The sequence below is a fragment of the Pseudaminobacter soli (ex Zhang et al. 2022) genome (genome assembly GCF_014595955.1).
Lineage (GTDB): Bacteria > Pseudomonadota > Alphaproteobacteria > Rhizobiales > Rhizobiaceae > Kumtagia > Kumtagia pseudosoli.
Genome location: NZ_JABVCF010000006.1, coordinates 179,118 through 200,025, shown reverse-complemented (window position 1 = coordinate 200,025; position 20,908 = coordinate 179,118). Strand labels below are relative to the sequence as shown.

Here is a 20,908-nt window from a genome sequence, read left to right as displayed (position 1 = left end):
AAGGAGTAGACATGACCATCCGCAGAATCGATGTCGGCCCGCGCATGAGCGACATCGTCATCCACGGCAACACCGTCTATCTGGCCGGCCAGGTCGGGGCGCCGGGCGAAAGCGTCACCTCGCAGACCAAGGCGATCTTGGCGACCATCGACGAAGCGCTCGCGAAGGCCGGAAGCGACAAGACCAAGATCCTGCAGGCGATCATCTGGCTTGCGGACATGTCGACCTTCCAGGAGATGAATGCGGTCTGGGACGCCTGGGTGCCGCAGGGGCACACGCCCGCCCGCGCCACCGGCGAAGCCAAGCTCGCCACGCCGGACTACAAGGTCGAGATCATCATCACCGCCGCGATCTGAGATCGACAATTCGATTGAAAGCGGGGCTCTGCGTTTCGGCGCGGAGCCCCGTTCTTTTGAGAGCGTGCGGGACCGACCCTCCCTCAGGGCGTGAACCGCGCCACCAGCACGTGCCCATCTCCCGGATAAGTGAAACGTGCCTGGGTGACCGGCTGCTCGGCGCTCCAGGTCTGTCGCTCTACCACAAGGCAGGGCGTTCCGGGTCGGATGTCCAATGCCGACGCGAGTGCCGCGTCCGCGGCCGCTGCATGGATCCGATGCTCGGCGACGCTCCAAGGGATTTTTGCGACCAGCCAGGGGCCGGGAGCATTCCCTTCGAAGCCCTCGTTTTCTGCTTCTGGCACAGCGCCCAAATTGATCAGGCGATTCTCGTCGCAGAAGGGCCGTGCTCCCGCGAAATGGAGCGATGCGATCTCCAGGACCCGCGGTGAAGCACCCAGTCCGAGGCGCTCGCGGTCATCAGCATTGGCGCGCCTGACCTGCCGCGCGAGCAATTGGTACCGATATGGCAGGCCAAGCGCCTCGACCTCGGACCTGATGTCGTGGATCTGGAGAACCGCCGCCTGCGAATGTGGCCGGCGTACGAAACTGCCGGAGCGCCGGCGCCGCTCGACCATTCCGGATCGGGCAAGCTGCGCCAGCGCCTTGTTCACGGTCATGCGCGAGCAATCGTATTCGGCTGCAAGTTCGTGCTCGAACGGGATGCGATGGCCGGGCTGCCAACTTCCTGAAACGATCCGCCCAGTGATGTCGGACACGATGCGCTCGTGCAGCGAGTTCGCCTTGCCGCTTTGCGGCGCGGCGGGCTTCGAAGGCGTGGTCTCGGTCGCTTCCATCAACCGGCCAGCACCTTCATCACATTGCGGAAGCGCTTGGCAATGGCGTCCCGCTTCACGTGGCGGCCTCCCTCGACCAGTTTGCGCCCGCCGACCCACACGCAATCGACATCGGCCCGGGCAAAAATCCAGGCGTCGAGGATGGCGTCACCTGTCTTGCCGGCGAGCGTCGGGTGTGAGGGATCGAGCGACACGAAACTTGCCGCGCCCCCGAGAGTGATCCCTGCCGCCTGGCCGCCCAGCGCCTGGCTGCCGCCTGCCAGGGCCGCGTCGAACATGGTGCGGCCGTTCGATTGCCCGGGGCTGGCGAGTACGTTGCGCTGATTATGCTTCAGGCGCTGCGAGTATTCGAGTTGCCTGAGTTCGTCACCCACGCCGATCAGCACGTTGGAATCGGAGCCGACCCCGAACTGGCCGCCTGCCGCCAGGAAGCTGCGACCCTGAAAGGTCCCGTCGCCGAGACTTCCCTCGGTCACCGGGCAGAGCCCCGCGACGGCGCCGCTTCTTGCGAGCGCAGCGGTCTCCTCGTCGGTCATGTGGGTCGCGTGGATCAGGCACCAGTTCGCACCTACGGGCGCGTTGGCGAGGAGCCATTCGACCGGCCGGCTGCCCAGACTTGCCAGGCAGTCGTCGACCTCGCGAAGCTGCTCGGCCGCGTGGATGTGGATCGGCCCCGACCCGCCCATTTCGACCACGGCGGCGAGTTCGTCCGGCGTCACCGCGCGAAGGCTGTGTGGCGCGACACCCACGACCGCGTCGGACAGGCCTGCCTTACGGATGCTGTCGCGGCTCGCGTCCAGGAGCCGCTCGAACGTGTCGAGGCCAGTGATGAAGCGGCGCTGGCCCGGATTGGGTTCAACTCCGCCGAATGTGGAATGGGCATAGAAGACCGGCAGCAGGGTGAGGGCGATTCCCGTCTCGGCCGCCGCCGCAGCGATCCGGTCCGCCATCTCCGCCAGATTGTCATAATGGCTGCCGTCGCGATCGTGGTGCAGGTAGTGGAACTCGCCGATACGGCCAAAACCCGCCTCCAGCATCTCCATATAGAGCTGCGCGGCGACGGCCTCGGCCTGTTCCGGGGTCATCATCAGCGCGAACCGGTACATGATCTCGCGCCAACTCCAGAACGTGTCCTCGCCGGGTCCGCGCGTCTCGGCAAGGCCGGCCATGCCGCGCTGGAAGGCGTGGCTATGGACGTTCGGCATGGAGGGCAGCAGGATCGCTGCGCGCTCGTCGCCTGGGGCGGCCGGCTTTCCCGGCTCAACCACCGTGATCGCGCCGCCTGCCATGGTGATTCGCACGTCCGAGGCCCAGCCATCGCGAAGCAGGGCGGTCTCGGCATGGATTGTCGTAGTTCCAGACACCTCTTCGCACCTCAGAAAGATTGCCGCGACTGCCTTCCCGCTTCCTGTGAAGAAGCTAGTTAGGCGACATCAGAGGTCGCCGCTCCGCTTGCGGCGACCTGCAATATGTCTATACATAATCGCGTCGATCGCAAACGGAGAAAAAGGCGATGGCGTCATCCAATTCCGAGGTGAAGCTCCGCCTGTGGCGCAACGCCCGGCTCGCCACCATGGCGCCCTCGCTGCCGGGTCTGGGCGTGTTCGAGCGCGGCGCCGTCGCGGTGCGTGGAGAATCGATCGTCTTTGCCGGCGCGGAGGCCGAACTTTCGTCTGAGCTATCGTCAGAGGCCGAAGTCATTGATTGCGAAGGACGCTGGATCACTCCGGGCCTGATCGACTGCCATACCCACCTCGTGCACGCAGGAAACCGCGCCAACGAATTCGAGATGCGGCTGGCCGGCGCCACCTATGAGGAAGTCGCGCGGGCCGGCGGCGGCATCGTCTCCTCGGTCCGGGCGCTGCGCGCTGCAAGCGAGGACGATCTGGTGCGCGAGACCTTGCCGCGTCTGGACGCCCTGATTGCCGAAGGGGTGACGACGGTCGAGGTTAAATCCGGCTACGGGCTCGACCTCGAGAACGAACGCAAGTCGCTGCGCGCGGCGCGCAGGTTGGGCGCAGAACGGTTCGTGCAGGTGGTCACGACCTTCCTGGGCGCCCACGCCCTGCCGGTCGAGGCGGCTGACGACAAGGATAGATACATCTCGAAGGTTGCAGATGAGATGCTGCCCGCGATCGCCGCGGAAGGCTTGGCCGACACGGTGGACGGCTTCTGCGAGGGCATCGCCTTCTCGCCCGAGCAGATCGCGCGGGTGTTCGATGCAGCTCAACGACTGAGGCTGCCGGTGAAGCTCCATGCCGACCAGCTTTCCGATCTCGGCGGCGCGGTGCTGGCGGCAAGATACCATGCACTTTCGGCCGACCACCTCGAATACATCGACGAGGCGGGGGCGCTCGCCATGTCTCGTGCCGGCACGGTAGCGGTGATGCTGCCGGGCGCCTTCTATTTCATCCGCGAAACCCGTAAGCCGCCGGTGGCGCTGTTTCGACGCCACGGCGTCGCGATGGCGGTTGCGACCGACAGCAATCCCGGCACCTCACCGATGACCTCGCTGCTGCTGGCGATGAACATGGCGGCGACGCTCTTCGGCATGACGGTCGAGGAGTGTCTTCTCGGTGTGACGCGTAATGCCGCTGCGGCGCTCGGCATGCGCGGGACCATCGGCACGCTCGAGGCCGGTAAGAAGGCGGACCTCGCCATCTGGAACATCGAGAGCCCGGCGGAACTCGTTTACCGCATGGGCTTCAATCCGCTTCACGCCCGCATCTGGAGGGGTGCATGAACAGGATAGTCTTGAGACCCGGCTCCATTCGGCTTTCGGAGCTGGCGGCGATCTACGAAGGAGCGACGCCGTCGCTCGATCCCGCGTGCGCCGAGAGGGTGGCGGCCGCGGCCGCCGCGGTGGAGCGGATCGTCACGAAGGGCGATCCGGTCTACGGCATCAACACCGGGTTTGGAAAGCTCGCCAGCGTCCGCATTCCGGCAGAGGATGTCGAGACCCTGCAGCGCAACCTCATCCTGTCGCATTGCTGCGGGGTTGGCGATCCGCTGCCCCGCGAGATCGTCCGGCTGATCATGGCGTTGAAACTCGCCTCGCTCGGGCGAGGTGCCTCAGGCGTTCGGCCGCAAACGGTCGCTCTGATCGAGGCCATGCTGGCGAATGATGTCCTGCCGGTCATTCCGGAAAAGGGCTCCGTCGGTGCCTCGGGGGATCTGGCGCCGCTCGCGCACATGACCGCCGCCATGATCGGTGTCGGGGATGTCGTCTACACGGGTGTCCGTATGCCGGCCGGGGAGGCACTGGCGAAGGCCGGGTTGAAGCCGGTCGTGCTGGCCGCCAAGGAGGGCTTGGCGCTGATCAACGGCACGCAGGTGTCGACGGCGCTGGCGCTCGCGGGCCTGTTCCGCGCTCATAGGGTGGCGCGGGCGGCGCTGATCACCGGCGCGCTGTCGACCGATGCCGCGATGGGCTCTTCGGCGCCGTTCCATCCCGAAATCCACGAGCTTCGCGGCCATCGTGGCCAGATCGACTCTGCGGCGGCGCTGCGGGCGCTGCTGAAGGGGTCCGAAATCCGCGACAGCCATCTCGACGGCGACGAGCGCGTGCAGGATCCATACTGCATCCGTTGCCAGCCGCAGGTGGGCGGCGCCTGTCTCGATCTCCTGCGCATGGCGGGTCGCACGCTGGAGACGGAGGCGAATGCCGTCACCGACAACCCGCTGGTTCTGGCGGACGGCTCAATCGTGTCCGGCGGCAATTTCCACGCCGAGCCGGTGGCCTTTGCGGCCGACCAGATCGCCCTCGCCATCTGCGAGATCGGCGCGATCGCGCAGCGGCGGATCTCGCTTCTTGTCGATCCGGCGCTCTCCTTCGGCCTGCCCGCCTTCCTGGCGAAGATGCCGGGCCTGAATTCCGGTCTGATGATCGCGGAGGTCACGTCCGCGGCGCTGATGTCTGAGAACAAGCAAATGGCCCACCCAGCCTCCGTCGACTCCACCCCGACCTCCGCCAACCAGGAGGACCACGTTTCGATGGCCTGCCACGGCGCTCGGCGGCTGCTGCCGATGACCGCCAACCTCGCCGGCATCATCGGCATCGAGGCGATCACGGCGGTGCAGGGCGTGGATCTCAGAGCGCCGCTGAAGACCGGGACGGAACTCCTGAGGGCCCACGCAGTGATCCGTTCGGCCGTGCCTGCTCTTGAGGTTGACCGCTATCTGGCGGACGACCTTGCCGCCGGGACGGAACTGGTCATGTCCGGCGCGCTGGAGGCGAGCGTCAGCGAAGGTATTTTGCCGGAGCTTTCGGCATGACCCCCGTCGAAGTCCGCCGCGGGGCGTCTCCCGTCATCCTCGCCTTCCCGCATGTCGGTACTTTCGTGCCTTCGGAGATCGCCGCGCGCCTCAACGAGGAGGGACAAAAGCTTCGCGACACCGACTGGCACGTCGACCGCCTGTACGAAGGCCTGCTTCCGGACGCGACCACCGTTCGCGCCACCTTCCATCGCTACGTGGTCGACGCCAATCGTGATCCGTCGGGCAAAAGCCTCTATCCCGGCCAGAACACCACCGGGCTTGTTCCGCTGACCGATTTTGACAATCAGGCCATCTGGATCCCGGGGCAGGAGCCCTCGGACGCCGACATCGAGGAACGAGTCGCGCGCTTTCACGCCCCTTATCATGCGGCGCTGGCCGCCGAGATCGAGCGGGTCAAAGACGAGAACGGGGTGGCCATCCTCTACGACTGCCATTCCATTCGCTCCGTCTGTCCGTTCCTGTTCGAGGGCGTCCTGCCGGACTTCAACATCGGCACGAATGACGGAACGTCCTGCGATCCCGCGATCGAGACCGTGGTCAGAGAAGTGTGCGCCAGCGCGACCAGTTACACGCATGTTCTGAACGGACGCTTCAAGGGCGGCTGGACTACGCGCCACTATGGCCGGCCCCACGAAGGCGTTCACGCGATCCAGATGGAACTGGCGCAGATCACGCACCTGGTCACCGAAGCGCTGCCCTTCCAGTACGACGACGATAAGGCTGCACAACTGCGGCGGCATCTGCGTGCGGCGCTGGAGGAGCTTGAGCTCGTTGCAACCAGGCTGGCTGCCGCGCGAAACTGACAGGATACCGTAATGACGAACCCGCGCCACAACATCCGCGAAGTCCGCGCGCCCCGAGGTGCTCAGCTTAATGCCAAGTCCTGGACGACCGAGGCGCCGCTCAGGATGCTCATGAACAATCTCGACCCGGATGTGGCCGAGAACCCGAACGAACTCGTCGTCTATGGCGGCATTGGCCGAGCGGCGCGCACCTGGCAGGATTTCGATCGCATCGTCGCCTCGCTGAAGGGGCTCGAGGAGGACGAGACGCTGCTGGTGCAGTCCGGCAAGCCGGTCGGCATCTTCCGCACCCATCCCGACGCGCCGCGCGTTCTCATCGCCAACTCGAACCTTGTGCCGCACTGGGCGAATTGGGAGAAGTTCAACGAACTCGATAAGAAGGGGCTCATGATGTACGGCCAGATGACGGCCGGCTCATGGATCTACATCGGCACGCAAGGCATCGTTCAGGGCACCTACGAGACCTTCGTTGAGGCCGGCCGCCAGCATTACGGCGGTGACCTCAAGGGCAGGTGGATCCTGACGGCGGGTCTCGGCGGAATGGGCGGCGCGCAGCCGCTCGCCGCAGTGATGGCCGGCGCCTCCTGTCTGGCAATCGAGTGCGACGAGACCCGCATCGATTTCCGCCTGCGCACCCGCTACCTTGACGAGAAGGCGACGACCCTCGACGAGGCGCTGGCGATGATCGATCGCTGGACCAGGGCCGGCGAGGCGAAGTCGGTCGGCCTTCTCGGCAACGCGGCCGAGATCGTGCCGGAACTGTTCCGCCGTGGCGTGCGCCCCGACCTCCTCACCGACCAGACCTCGGCGCACGATCCGCTCAACGGCTATCTGCCGAAAGGCTGGACGATCGCGGAGTGGAAGGCCAAGCGCGAGAGCGATCCGGCGGCCGTCGAGAAGGCGGCCCGGGCCTCGATGCGAGAGCATGTCGAGGCGATGGTCGCCTTCTGGAACGCCGGCGTACCGACGCTCGACTATGGCAACAACATCCGCCAGGTGGCGAAGGACGAAGGCTTCGAGAACGCCTTTGCCTTTCCCGGCTTCGTGCCAGCCTATATCCGTCCGCTGTTCTGCCGCGGCATCGGTCCGTTCCGCTGGGCGGCGCTTTCCGGCAATCCGGAGGATATCTACCGCACCGACGCCAAGGTGAAGGAACTCACCCCGGGTAACACCCACCTGCACAACTGGCTCGACATGGCGCGGGAGCGCATTTCGTTCCAGGGCCTTCCCGCTCGCATCTGCTGGGTGGGCTTGGGCGACCGACACCGCTTGGGCCTCGCCTTCAACGAGATGGTGGCCAAGGGCGAGTTGAAGGCGCCCGTCGTGATCGGCCGCGACCATCTCGATTCTGGCTCCGTCGCCTCGCCCAACCGGGAGACCGAATCGATGAAGGACGGGTCGGATGCCGTGTCCGACTGGCCACTGCTGAATGCGCTTCTGAATACGGCCTCCGGCGCGACCTGGGTTTCGCTGCACCACGGCGGCGGGGTCGGCATGGGCTTCTCGCAGCATGCGGGCATGGTGATCGTGGCGGACGGAACGCCCGCTGCCGCCAGGAGGCTGGAGCGGGTGCTCTGGAACGACCCCGCCAGCGGAGTGATGCGCCATGCGGATGCCGGCTACGAGACTGCCCTGGCATGCGCACGCGAGTATCAATTGAGGCTACCCGGCATCCTGGACTGAAGCCGAAAAAGACTGGTGCCAGCCTTTTGCTGGCAGCCGCCCGGGTTCCTCCTGGACCCCGGGCGGCGGAGCATTCAAGATATTACCACGAAAAAGCCAAATTTGCGCCCCTCTGCATCCCCCATGGAGTGAAATGCAGCGGGGCCGGCTATAAGCTGGAACGATGACGTCTCAACGTGTCGACTGAACTTCCCCAGGAACCGGGAACGGGCTCGTGTTGCAGCGCAACTTTTCTACGATAAATCGGTTTAAGGGCTTTGTTCGGCCGTGCGATGGGCGGACAATTTTGCGATTGGAAAATTTCCGAGAATGAATGTTCAGGTTCGGCCAGAGGCTGTGAGCGCCGTCAGCCCGATCTTCCCCGCTGCTGCGGATCAGCCTATCCGCTCGACTTTTCTCCAGGAGGATCGGCTGCGCGCCCTTGGCGCCAGCCTGGCCCGGGGCGAACTCGACGCGCTGTACGGGCTGCATGAGTTCGACTTCCAGGCGCGGCATCGTGAGAACGCTGCCACGATTCTGGAAGCGTACCGATCGACCAATGCCGCCCAGGCGCGGAGCGAGACGATCACGCCGGCAGCGCAATGGCTGCTCGACAACAATTATCTCGTCGAAGAGTCCATCTATCAGATCAAGCGCGACCTGCCGCCGCGCTTCTATCGGCAGTTGCCGACGATGCAGTTGCCCGGCGGCGGGAGCGTGCCGCGCGTCCTGGCCATTGCCTGGGTCTACGTCGCCCATTCGGACAGCGCGGTTTCCTCACCGATGCTCAAGGCGCTTGTCGACGGCTATCAGAGCGTCGAACCGCTGAAGATCGGTGAAGTCTGGGCGCTGCCCTCGCTGTTGCGATTCGTCCTGGTCGAAAACATGCGCCGCATCGCAGTGCGCGTGCAGCGCGCACGGGAGATGCGCCGTATCGCCAACGAGGTCGCCGACCGTGTGCTCGGCGCCGACCACGGAGAGCAGCGCCGCAACATCCTGTCGGGCTACTCGGAACATGCCCGCGACACGACCTTCGCCACGCAACTCCTCTATCGTCTGCGCGATGGTTCGGAGAATGCGGGCGAGGCCCTGATCTGGCTCGAGGAGGAACTGGAAAGATCCGGCTCCGATGCCGAGGAGATCACGCTGGCCGAGCACCGGGTGCTTTCCAGCGGAAACATGACCGCCGGCAACATCGTTCGCGGGCTGCGGCTCGTCAACGACGTCAACTGGCAGGACTGGTTCGAAGCGGTCAGCCGGATCGACGAACTGCTACGGCAGCGCAGCGACTACGCCGCACTCGATTTCGAGTCGCGCAACCAATACCGCGCCGAGATCGAGGATCTGGCGCAGCGGTCCAACCTGTCCGAGTTCGAAGTTGCCCAGCGCGCCATTGAACTCGCCGAAGCCGCGGCTCGCAACAGCGGTGCTTCCGACCAGGGCGTGGCCGGTGGCCGCTTCGACGTGGGTTTCTTCCTCGTCGGAGAGCGGCGTCCGGAGCTTGAGCAGGCGATCGGCTACACACCGGGCTTCGGGCTGCGGTTCGTCCGCGCGTTCCGGTCGGCAGGCTGGATCGGGATTGCCGTTCCCGTGATCATCCTGACCGTGCTCTTGATGGCGGCAGCAGGCGAGGCGCTTGCAGGCATCGGCCTATCCGGCTCCGCCATTGCGCTCATGCTCGTCCTCTTTGCGGTGCCCGCCAGCGAAGCTGCGCAGTCGATCTTCAACAAGGTCGTCCTGCTCTTCCTCGAGCCGTCGCGGCTGCCCGGCTACGAGTACAAGGAAGGAATTCCGCCAGAGGCGCGGACCCTGGTCGTCGTGCCTTCGCTCATCCATTCGCGTGACGACGTTGAGGAAAGTGTCCGAACCCTCGAGGTCCATCATCTCTCCAACATGAAGGGCGCGCTGCACTTCGCCCTTCTGTCGGACTGGCCCGATGCCTACGAGGAGCAGACTGCCGCGGATCTGGAGATCCTGGATTATGCGCGCGCCGAGATCGAGCGGCTTAATGCGAAATATCCGAGCGAGGGTGCGCCGAAATTCTACATCCTGCACCGCCGCCGACTCTACAACGGGTCCGAAGGCGTATGGATGGGATGGGAGCGCAAGCGAGGCAAGCTCCACGAGTTGAACCTGCTCTTGCGCGGCGATGCCGACACTACCTTCCTGCCACCGGAACAGCCGCTGCCCGGCGATGTAGTCTATGTGCTCACGCTTGATGCCGACACGCGCATGACCCGCGGTGTCGTCAACAAGCTGGTGGGCAAGCTCAGCCATCCGCTGAACCGGCCGGAGTACAATCCCGAGACCGGCAAGGTCACCCATGGCTATTCGATCCTTCAACCCAGGGTGACAGCGTCCCTGACGACGGGCGACGAGGCATCGTTCTTCCAGCGGGTGTTTTCCGCCAACCGCGGATTGGACCCCTACGTCTTCACCGTCTCCGACCTCTATCAGGACGTGTTCGGCGAGGGGACTTTTACCGGGAAGGGCCTTTATCACGTCGACGCGATGGAATCCGCGCTCGAGGGCCGGATACCGGAGAATGCCGTTCTTAGCCACGATCTGCTCGAAGGCGCCTATAGCCACGCAGCGCTCGTGACCGACGTCGAGGTGGTCGAGGACTATCCGACCCGCTACTCGGTCGATGCTTCTCGCCAGCACCGCTGGGCGCGTGGCGACTGGCAACTCCTGCCGTTCATCCTCAATCCGCTGTCCGGGATCCCTGCAATCTCGCGCTGGAAGATGGTGGACAATCTCCGGCGCTCGATCACGCCGATCTTCTGGGTGATGTCGGCGATCGCCGGCTGGACTCTCCTGCCGTTCACCCAAGCCGCCCAGTGGCAGGCGCTTCTCATCCTGTCCTTATTTATGGCGCCAACCTTCGATATCGTCGATGCGCTGCTGCCGAAGAGCAGAGACGCCACTGCGCGGGGGCATTTCAGTGCGCTGTGGCGTGACGTTGCGTTCGGGACGGCGATGGTGGCACTGAAGATCGTACTCATCGCGCATAATGCGTGGATGATGGCCGACGCCATCGTCCGCACCCTCTATCGCCTGTTCGTCAGCCGCAAGCACCTCCTGGAATGGCGCACCGCCTCGCACGCGAACCGCTTCGGCGACCATTCCCTAAGCGGCCATTACCGGATGATGTACGGCGCCCTGGTCATTGCCTTCGTCGGGCTTGCCATACCGGTCGCCGCCGATTCCACCGGCGCCTTCATTGCCTTCTTCTTCGCGGTTTTCTGGGCAGGTTCTCCCGCCTTCGCCTGGCTGACCAGCCGTTCGGCCGAGACCGAGGATCACCTCAGGGTCAGCAAGGCCGATCGCAAGATGCTGCGCGTGGTGGCGCGCCGGACCTGGGCCTATTTCGAGAGCTTTGTCACGGCGGAGCACAACATGCTTCCGCCCGACAACTTCCAGGAAACCCCCACGCCCGTCGTGGCGCCGCGGACCTCGCCCACCAATATCGGCGTCTATCTGCTCTCGGTCGTTTCCGCTCGGGATTTCGGCTGGATCAGCCTTTCCGAGGCGGTGAGCCGCATCGATCATACGATGGCTACGATCGAGCGGATGGAGCGGCACCGCGGCCACCTCTACAACTGGTACGACACCAAGACGCTGCAGCCGCTTCTGCCGACCTATGTGTCGAGCGTGGACAGCGGCAATCTTGCCGGACACCTGATTGCCGTCGCCGCTGCCTGCAACCATTGGGCGGAGGCGCCGTCGGTCCATCTCCAGGGCGAATTCGACGGATTGTTGGATGTCGTTGCGATCCTCGACCAAAGCCTCGACGAGCTTCCGGACGATCGCCGGCAGCTCCGACCCCTGCGCCAGCGTCTGCGCGACCGTATCGAAGGCGTTCGCAGGGCAGTAGAGACCATAAAGGCGCAGCCGGAAATGGCGTCCATCCGGACGATCAATCTCTCCGTCCTGGCCGGAGAGATCCGCAAGCTCGCCACCGCGATACATAGCGAGGTCAACTCCGGGCGCAGCGAGATACTCGCCGACTGGGCGGCGAAGCTGCAGGCGACCTGCGAAGCGCACGTGGCGGACGCACACAGCGACGACCGTGCGGTCGAGCTGTTGCGCCTGAAGCTGCTCGAATTGCGGGAGCGCACGCGCAAGTTCGCCTTCGAGATGGATTTCTCATTCCTGCTCAGGCGCGACCGCAAGCTGCTGTCGATCGGCTACCGCGTCGAGCAGCACCAACTCGACGAAGCCTGCTACGACCTGCTCGCCTCGGAGGCTCGCCTCACCAGCCTCTTCGCGATCGCGAAGGGCGATATCGAGACGGAGCACTGGTTCCGGCTCGGCCGCCCCATCGTGGAGATCGGTTTCAAGGGCGCGCTGATCTCCTGGTCGGGCTCGATGTTCGAGTACCTGATGCCGCCTTTGGTTATGAAGGAGCCTCAGGGCGGTATCCTGAACCAGACGGACAAGTTGATCGTGCAGCGCCAGATCCAGTATGGTCGCGGCAAGCGAATCCCGTGGGGCATCTCCGAGGCGGCGTACAACGCCCGCGACCGCGAGATGACGTATCAGTACACCAACTTCGGCGTGCCGGGCCTCGGCCTCAAGCGCGGCTTGGGGCAGAACACGGTTATCGCACCCTATGCCACTGTGCTCGCGGCACAGATCATGCCGCATGAGGCTGTGCGAAATCTCGAACGGCTGGAAGAGATGGGAGCAAGGGGCCGCTACGGCTACTACGACGCCGTCGATTTCACGCCTCAGCGCCTGCCGGAGGGCGCCGAGTACGCCGTGGTCCAAAACTACATGGCCCATCACCAGGGCATGTCGATCGTCGCGGTTGCCAACGTCATCTTCGAGGGCCGCATCCGCGAGCGCTTCCACAGCGACCCGGTGATCGAGGCTGCGGAACTGCTCTTGCAGGAGAAGGCGCCGCGCGAAATCCCCGTGTCGACGGTCCGCACCGAGGCCGACGAGGCCGTGAGCGTCGAGAAGGAGGACAACGCGGCCGACAGCCGCCTCGTCCTCGATCCTGCGCGGGCGCTGCGCTCGACCCAGTTGATGTCAAACGGCCGCTATTCCGTCATGGTCACGGCCACTGGCACCGGCTACAGCCGCTTCAACGACCTCTCCGTGACGCGCTGGCGGGCCGACCCCAGCGAGGATCGGGACGGCACCTTCATCTTCCTGCGCGACGTGGCGAGCAATGACTGGTGGTCGGCCACCGTACAGCCGCGCCGTGCCGACGGGGAGGAGGGCTACGTCCACTTCACCGACGACAAGGCGACCTTCGTGAAAATGGTGGGTACGCTGCGCTCGGAACTCGAGTGCATCGTCACCTCCGAGGCGAACGGCGAAGGCCGCCGGCTCACCATCTACAACGAAGGCGATACCGACCGGCACATCGAGGTCACCTCGTTCGCCGAAATCGCGCTTGCGTCCGAGGCGGACGACAGTGCCCATCCCGCCTTCTCGAAGATGTTCGTCGAGACCCAGATCTCGGGCGCCGGAAATGCGATCTTCGCACGTCGGCAGAAGCGCTCGCCGGGAGATCCGGACATCGAAGCGGCACATATCGTGACGGATTCGTCCGGTATCGGCAGGGACACCGAGGCGGAGACGGATCGCCGTGCCTTCATCGGGCGCGGCCGGACCATCGCCAACCCTGCCGCGCTCGATCCGGGCGCCTCGCTTGGCGGCAGCGCCGGCTTCGTACTCGATCCCATCATGGCGCTGCGCCGACGTGTGCGTGTCCCGGCCAAGAAGAAGGTGCAACTGGTCTTCTGGACGGTCGTGGGGACAAGCCGCAGCGAGATCGAATCGGCGGTGGCGCTGCTCGACCATCCAGAGAGCTTTGCAAGACAGTCGATGCTGGCCTGGACGCGCTCGCAGGTGCAGACCCGCCACATGGGCCTGAGCCTCGCCGACGCCGCCAATGTCCAGCGGCTTGCGCGTTACCTCATCTACCCCGATCCTTATCTGCGCCCGGCCCCCGAAACGATAGCCGCGGGCCTCGGCAGGCAGTCTTCGCTCTGGCCGATGGCGATTTCCGGCGATTTTCCGATCTTCGTGGTGAGGATCGGCGATGTCGCCGACCTCGAGATCGTCGCACAGGCGCTTCGCTGCCAGGAATACATGCGGGCTAGGGGACTCCTGGCCGACATCGTGATCCTGAACGAACAGGCCTCGTCCTATGTGCAGGACCTCCAGCACGCCATCGAGTATCTCTGCGAGAACAGCCGGGTGCGCGGGTCTGAACTCGGTCCGCGCCAGCACATCTTCGCGGTGCGGCGTGATCTCATCGAGGAGGATAGCTATCGAACGCTACTCGGCGCGGCTCGCGTCGTAATCCATACCCGCAACGGGACCGTGCTCGATCAGGTCGAGCGGGCGGAGGCAATGGAACTGCAGGCGCGTCCTGCGCCGGAGCATCGCCCTGCAGCACTGCGGACGGCTGTCGCGGAATTCACGCCGCAGGAAGAGCCGCGCGACCTGGGCTCCCAGCCCACTCAGCTCGACTTCTGGAATGGCTTCGGCGGTTTTGCCGAGGATGGCCGTGACTATGTCGTCCGGCTGTCTGGAACCAAGTCGACGCCGCATCCCTGGATCAACGTGATCGCCAACGGCGGATTCGGCTTCCACACCTCCGCCGAGGGCGCGTCCTTCACCTGGAGCCGCAACAGCCGCGACTTCCAGATCACCCCATGGTCGAACGACCCGGTCTCGAACCGGCCGGGTGAGGCGATCTATGTGTTCGATCATGCCGAGGGGACGGCGTTTGCGCCCTTCGCGGCCGTGGCTCGCGACCCCGAGGTCGTGTATGAGGCGCGGCATGGTCAGGGAGTCAGCACGTTCAGTGCCACACGTGGAAACCTGGCGCTGGAGCTCACCCAGATCGTGGATGCGCGCGATCCCGTAAAGGTGCAGCAGTTGAAAATCCGGAACACGGGTTCGCAGCGGGCGAAGCTCACGGTTTATGCCTATGTCGAATGGGTGCTCGGCAACAATCGGCCGCGTTCGGCTCCCTTCGTCGTGTCGTCCCTGGACGCCGAAACCGGCGCGCTGCTGGCGCAGAATCCCTACAGCACGGACTTCTTCGACAGGGTCGCCTTCCTAGCCGGCGACGCGCCGGCGGACTCGGTCACGAGCGACCGCGCCGAGTTCCTCGGCCGTGACGGTAGTGTCGCCTGGCCTGATGCCGTGGTTCGTGGCGCGGCTCTCTCGGGGCGGGTGGAGGCGGGTGTCGATCCTTGCGCCGCAATGGCGCGTGAGGTCGAAATCGAGCCCGGTGGTGAGCTCTCGATGCTCTGGCTGCTCGGTGACGCCGGGTCGCCGGAAGAGGCAAGCGCACTGGTCAGCCGCCATCGCGCCAGGAACTTCGCGGAGCGCCTGGTCGAGAACGAAGCGAATTGGCGGGGTTTCCTCGACACGCTTCAGGTCGCGACGCCGGACAAGAGTTTTGATGCGATCGTCAACCACTGGCTGCCCTATCAGGCCCTTGCCTGCCGCATTCGTGCGCGCTCGGCCTTCTATCAGGCGAGCGGCGCCTTCGGGTTCCGCGACCAACTCCAGGACACGCTGGCCTTCCTGATCCACGATCCGAGCCTTGCCCGGGAGCAGATCCTGAATGCGGCGAGCCGCCAGTTTGTGGAGGGCGACGTCCAACATTGGTGGCTACCGCGCACGGGAGCGGGCGTGCGGACCATGATCTCCGACGACGTGGTCTGGCTCGCGCACGGGACAGCCCATTACGTCGAGGTCACCGGCGATCACAGCATCCTCGACCGGAAGGTGCCCTTTATCACCGGGCCGCAGCTTCAGCCTGGCGAGCACGATTCCTTCTTCACGCCCGAGCCGACACGCGAGACGGATACCCTCTACGAGCACTGCGCGCTCGCACTGCAACTCGCGATTAAGCGATCGTCGGCGAACGGCTTGCCGCTCATCCTGGGCGGCGACTGGAACGACGGCATGAACCGCGTCGGCGAGGAGGGGCAGGGCGAAAGTGTCTGGCTCGGCTGGTTCCTGCTGAAGACGCTTGGCGACTTTATTCCAATTGCCCGGTCGCGAGGCGATTCGCGCGCCGACAAATGGGAAGCGCATGCGAAGAAACTGAAGAAAGCGTTGGAAAGCACCGCTTGGGACGGCGAGTGGTACCGGCGCGGCAGCTATGACGACGGCTCGCCGCTCGGCTCCCATCTCTCTGAGGAATGCCAGATCGATTCGATAGCGCAGTCCTGGAGCGTGCTGGCCGGCGGCGATCCCGGCAAGTCGCGGAAAGCGATGGAGTCCGCGGTTGCGAGACTGGTCGACGACGAACTGGAAATCGTGAAGCTGTTCACGCCGCCGTTCTCGCAGACCGAGAAAGATCCGGGCTACATCAAGAGCTATCCGCCGGGGGTCAGGGAAAACGGCGGCCAGTACACGCACGCCGCCACCTGGTTCGTCATCGCGCTCGCCAGGATGGGACGGGCGGATGAGGCATGGCGCTGCTTTCAGATGCTCAATCCGGTGCGCCACGCAACCGATGAGATCTCGGCGGAGCGCTATCGCGTGGAGCCCTATGTGGTTGCCGCGGACGTCTATTCCGGCCCGGACAAGGGAGGGCGAGGGGGTTGGACCTGGTATACCGGGTCCGCGGGTTGGCTCTACCGATCGGCAGTCGAGGCGATTCTCGGCATCCGCAGAAAGGGTGACGAGATCATCGTCGATCCTGCGCTGCCGCCCGAATGGCCAGGTTATGCCGCAGTTCTTAAGCTCGATGGGCAGGAATACCGCATTGAGGTTTCACGCAGCCATGAAAGCGGGAAAAATTTCGTGTCGGTCAATGGGAACAAGCTGGAAGAACATACGTTTGGTCTGGTGGCCGGCGAAGCTGTGCCATCCGCAAGCAACGTCATTCGCATGAGAGGTGCCGGAACATAGGTCAACGCACAGGGGTCGATCGCCATGATTCCGCCGCAAGACCGCCTATTTTCTCTTTATTCTCAACCCGTTACCGAATCACGGCAGATGTCCGTCCGTAGCGATGTTTTGTTCAAGTAACAGGAACTGCGTGGTCGGGGGGGGCATTGAAGTCCCGCGCCGCAGCCGCTACCTCTCCGGCACTATTTGCAGCGCACCAAATGTTAACGGGGTACAGGCGTGTCATTGCTTGAAGTATACTGGCGGGCGTTGCGCTATCTTGCGGCCGAAAAGCACAAGGTCGCCCTTATCTGCTTGGCCAACATCGCGCTTGGCTGCGTTTCGATCGCCGAACCCATTCTGTTCGGCAAGATCATCGACGCCATCTCCGCAAGCGACGACCTGCTGGATCCCCTGGCGCTCTGGGCCGGACTTGGCATCTTCAATATCATCGCGTTCGTGCTGGTCGCACGGGGGGCCGACCGGCTCGCCCATGCCAGGCGCGTGGGTGTCCTGTGCGAGTCCTTCGAGCATGTGATCTCGATGCCGCTCTCCTGGCATCAGAAGCGCGGGACCTCCAATGCGCTCCATACGCTCCTGCGCGCGGTTGAAACCCTTTTCAGCCTTTGGCTGGAGTTCATGCGCACGCATCTCTCGACGGCGGTCGCGCTGCTGCTGCTCGTTCCCACCGCGATTGCGATGGACTGGCGCCTGTCTGCGGTGCTGTTCGTTCTCGGCGCGCTCTATGTCGCCATCGGCCGCGTCGTCATGCGCAAGACCAAGGACGGCCAGCGGAAGGTGGAGGGGCACTATCACGAGGTTTTCTCCCACGTGACCGACACGGTCAGCAACGTCACGGTCCTGCAGAGCTACAATCGCGTCGCCCAGGAGACCGAGGCCCTGCGTGCCTATACCCGCAGGCTCCTCGACGCACAGTTCCCGGTCCTCGACTGGTGGGCGCTGGCCAGCGCACTCAACCGGCTCGCCTCCACGATCTCGATGATGGTGGTGCTCCTGATCGGCGCGCTCCTAGTCTCGACGGGCGAGTTGCGGATCGGCGACGTCGTCGCATTCACCGGATTCGCCACGCTCCTGATCAGCCGCCTCGATCAGATCTCGAACTTCGTGAACCAGATCTTCGAGGGGCGCGCCAAGCTCGAGGCCTTCTATGAGTTGGAAGATGCTTCCGTGCAGATCATCGAGCCGGAGGGCATGGAGAGCCTGGGCAACGTCGCCGGCCACGTCCGCTTCGAGAATGTGAATTTCGCCTTCCCCGACACGGGGGAAGGGCTGGAAGACATCACCTTCTCCGTCAAGGCCGGGCAGACGGTGGCGATCGTCGGGCCGACGGGCGCGGGCAAGACCACCATCATCAACCTCCTCCAGCGCGTGCACACGCCTACGCACGGCCGTATCCTGATCGACGGGGCCGACGTCCGTTGCGTCACCAAGCAGTCGTTGAGGCAGTCGATCGCCGCCGTGTTCCAGGATGCAGGATTGTTCGACCGCTCGATCGAGGAGAACATCCGGATCGGACGCCACGACGCCCGCAACACCGAGATCCACGCGGCGGCTGCGGCCGCCGCCGCTCAGGACTTCATCCTGTCGAAGAGCGAAGGCTACGACACGCGGGTGGGAGAGCGGGGAAGCCAGCTTTCCGGCGGCGAGCGCCAGCGCGTCGCGATCGCTCGCGCCATCCTCAAGAACGCGCCGATCCTTGTCCTGGACGAGGCGACGAGCGCTCTCGACGTGGAGACCGAGGCCCGGGTCAAGGAAGCCATCGACAGTCTCCGCAAGGGGCGCACGACCTTCATCATCGCCCACCGGCTGACCACGGTCCGCGATGCCGACCTAGTCATCTTCATGGACAGGGGCCGGATCGTCGAGATGGGCGGCTTCGAAGAGCTATCCTCGAGGAACGGCAGGTTCGCCGCGCTGCTGAGGGCAGGCGGACTTCTGGCGGAAGATAGTGCGCGGCAGCAAAGCCGCATTCCCGAGGCGGCCTGATCGTCCCGGCTACATGGTCGCGTTGCGGCATGGCGCGCGGGCGTCTATGTGAACGCACATGAGCGAGACGACGACCCGCACCGAGACTGCGCCCCGAGCCGCACGATGGTTCGACATCGCCAACCCGACCCGGTTCCTGGCACTGGCCGGCCGGCTAGTGCCTTGGCTCGCGGCCGCGTCCTTCGTCGTTCTCGCCTTCGGCCTTTATCTCTCCTTCGCGGCGCCCGAGGATTACCAGCAGGGCATCACTGTACGGATCATGTACATCCACGTGCCGTTCGCCTGGCTCGCGATGATGTGCTACTCGCTGATGGCGGCCTCGGCTCTCGGAACGCTGGTTTGGCGCCACCCGCTGGCTGACGTGGCGCTGCGGTCCGCGGCACCCATCGGCGCCGTCTTTACCGCGCTGTCGCTGGTCACCGGCTCGATCTGGGGCAAGCCGATGTGGGGCACGTGGTGGGTCTGGGACGCGCGGCTGACGTCGGTCTTCGTGCTGTTCCTCATGTACCTCGGTATCATTTCGCTGACCCGGGCGATCGAGGACCCCGGGCGCTCCGCCCGCGCCGCTGCGATCATGACGCTGGTTGGCTTCGTCAACATTCCGATCATCAAGTTCTCGGTGGACTGGTGGAACACGCTCCATCAGCCGGCGTCGGTAATCCGTATGGGCGGCCCCACCGTCCACCCGAGCCTGCTCTGGCCGCTGCTGGCCATGGCTCTCGGCTTTACGCTGATGTTTTTTACTCTGCACCTGATGGCGATGCGCAACGAGATCCTGCGCCGGCGGGTGGCCGCCTTGCGGCAGGTGGCAGCCCGCCGCGCGGACCGCCGGCCGGTCGTTGAAGTGTCAGGATAGCCACCCGCCACGGGCGGCAGGAAGTTGAGAAGGTCTCGCCGGGCGGCTCAGAACGCCCGGAACGTCAGCGTGGTCAGCGAGCGTACGATGCCCGGCACGTTGGCGATGCTCTCGTTGATGAACTTGCCGACATCGACGTCGTCCTCGAGGTAGACCTTCATCAGGAGGTCGTATTCGCCGCTGGTCGAATACAACTCCGACACGACCTCGCGTTCGTACAGTGCATCCGCGACCTCATAGGTCCTGCCCGGGGCACACTGAAGCTGGACGAAGACGGCCCGCATGGAACCTCCTTTATTTCCGCGGCCCTTGTCTTAGACCGTTATACGCCGCGCTGCACGACGCGCCGTGTCCGCCTCCGATCAAAAAGCGACCACTTCCGCGAAGTCGATTACTCCGCTCCGCCCTTACAGTACAAGCAGGGCGCGGACCAGTGGGTGATCGGGATCGGTGAGGCCGTCGATGACATTGAAATGGTGCCGCTTGGGCTCGACGACCGTATTCACCTTCGCTCCGGCGCCCCAAGCGTCCTCCATCAAGGCAGTCTGGCGCAGGAACTCGGGCCGTTCCTCGGCGCCCACCCAGAAGGTGATCTCCATTCCTTCGGCAGGCTGCAGGAGAGCGGGGCTTTCCCGTCCCGCTTCGGTTTCGTCGATTCTCAATGTCTGGTTCATGCTGGTCTTCATCAGCGGCCGCAGGTCATGAACGCCGGAGATCGAGACAGTCCTGCGGATGCGGCTAAGCACGTCCGGCGGGAGCGGTGACGCCGATGACACCATTCGAGAGACTAGGTGCCCGCCCGCCGAGTGGCCGGAGAGGTGAATCGGCCCCTCGATCAGCGAGGCCGCGTGTGTGACTGCCTCGCCGATCTGCCGGGTGATGTCGCCGATCCTCGCTTCCGGGCAGAGCACGTAGGACGGCATCGCGACCGCGTATCCGGCGGCCACCGGTCCGGCTGCGGTGAAGGAGAAGCTCTCCTTGTCGAACAACATCCAGTAGCCGCCGTGGACGAAGACGACGAGCCCCTTAGGCCTGCCTTCGGGCAGGAACAGGTCGAGCCGGTTGCGGACATGAGGTCCATAGGCGATGTCTGCCTGGAGGCGACCGGCTCGCCCGAGTTGGTCGCGAAAAGCCTTCGATCGAACGGGCCAATCTTCCGCAATGGCGTCTGCGCCCGGAATGTAGGCCCGGTTGGAGTAGGCGTCGTCCCAGTCGATGATGTGATCCATGCTT

General features: G+C 64.7%; 12 protein-coding genes. 8 read left to right on the top strand and 4 right to left on the bottom strand.

All coding sequences use genetic code 11. The annotated features are described in order from the left end of the window. Nucleotides 1-11 precede the first annotated feature (11 nt). Nucleotides 12-356 (top strand): RidA family protein, encoded by a 345-nt coding sequence (locus HUI96_RS13040; RefSeq protein WP_188255092.1) that lies wholly within the window; start codon nucleotides 12-14, stop codon nucleotides 354-356. Nucleotides 357-439: 83 nt separating this feature from the next. On the opposite strand, the gene hutC is transcribed toward HUI96_RS13040, so the two are convergent. Next, entirely contained in the window at nucleotides 440-1,192 is a 753-nt protein-coding gene (hutC, locus tag HUI96_RS13035) for a histidine utilization repressor (protein ID WP_188255091.1), read from the bottom strand. Then, on the bottom strand, nucleotides 1,192-2,556 hold the full coding sequence (locus tag HUI96_RS13030; RefSeq protein ID WP_188255090.1) for a formimidoylglutamate deiminase: 1,365 nt from the start codon (nucleotides 2,554-2,556) through the stop codon (nucleotides 1,192-1,194). Before HUI96_RS13030 ends, hutC begins: the two co-directional genes overlap by 1 nt. Before the next feature lie 149 nt (nucleotides 2,557-2,705). Here HUI96_RS13030 and hutI point away from each other — a divergent pair, with 149 nt between their 5' ends. From hutI to HUI96_RS12995, 7 genes are all read left to right on the top strand, one after another. Further along, on the top strand, nucleotides 2,706-3,935 hold the full coding sequence (gene hutI, locus HUI96_RS13025) for an imidazolonepropionase (RefSeq protein ID WP_188255089.1): 1,230 nt from the start codon (nucleotides 2,706-2,708) through the stop codon (nucleotides 3,933-3,935). Then, complete coding sequence (gene hutH / locus HUI96_RS13020) at nucleotides 3,932-5,467, top strand: histidine ammonia-lyase (RefSeq protein ID WP_188255088.1); 1,536 nt, start codon at nucleotides 3,932-3,934, stop codon at nucleotides 5,465-5,467. The genes hutI and hutH overlap by 4 nt, the downstream gene beginning before the upstream one ends. Then, the gene (gene hutG / locus HUI96_RS13015; protein WP_188255087.1) at nucleotides 5,464-6,273 is read left to right on the top strand and encodes an N-formylglutamate deformylase; all 810 of its coding nucleotides are present in this window, start codon (nucleotides 5,464-5,466) and stop codon (nucleotides 6,271-6,273) included. Before hutH ends, hutG begins: the two co-directional genes overlap by 4 nt. 12 nt (nucleotides 6,274-6,285) lie before the next feature. Next, nucleotides 6,286-7,956: a urocanate hydratase gene (gene hutU, locus HUI96_RS13010; RefSeq protein WP_188255086.1), complete on the top strand. Its 1,671-nt coding sequence runs from the start codon at nucleotides 6,286-6,288 to the stop codon at nucleotides 7,954-7,956. Nucleotides 7,957-8,265: 309 nt separating this feature from the next. Then, complete coding sequence (locus HUI96_RS13005; protein ID WP_188255085.1) at nucleotides 8,266-16,833, top strand: GH36-type glycosyl hydrolase domain-containing protein; 8,568 nt, start codon at nucleotides 8,266-8,268, stop codon at nucleotides 16,831-16,833. Between the two features lie 219 nt (nucleotides 16,834-17,052). Next, nucleotides 17,053-18,819, top strand: coding sequence for a glucan ABC transporter ATP-binding protein/ permease (locus tag HUI96_RS13000; RefSeq protein ID WP_188255084.1), 1,767 nt, complete (start codon nucleotides 17,053-17,055; stop codon nucleotides 18,817-18,819). A 58-nt stretch (nucleotides 18,820-18,877) separates the two neighbouring features. Continuing rightward, nucleotides 18,878-19,675, top strand: a complete 798-nt coding sequence (locus HUI96_RS12995; protein ID WP_188255083.1) for a heme ABC transporter permease — start codon at nucleotides 18,878-18,880, stop codon at nucleotides 19,673-19,675. A gap of 47 nt (nucleotides 19,676-19,722) precedes the next feature. Here HUI96_RS12995 and HUI96_RS12990 read toward each other — a convergent pair whose 3' ends face one another. Continuing rightward, a complete protein-coding gene (locus tag HUI96_RS12990; protein WP_188255082.1) occupies nucleotides 19,723-19,959 on the bottom strand; it encodes an Lrp/AsnC ligand binding domain-containing protein in 237 nt (78 codons plus the stop codon). Nucleotides 19,960-20,082: 123 nt separating this feature from the next. After that, nucleotides 20,083-20,904 (bottom strand): alpha/beta hydrolase, encoded by an 822-nt coding sequence (locus tag HUI96_RS12985; RefSeq protein WP_237684118.1) that lies wholly within the window; start codon nucleotides 20,902-20,904, stop codon nucleotides 20,083-20,085. Nucleotides 20,905-20,908 lie beyond the last annotated feature (4 nt).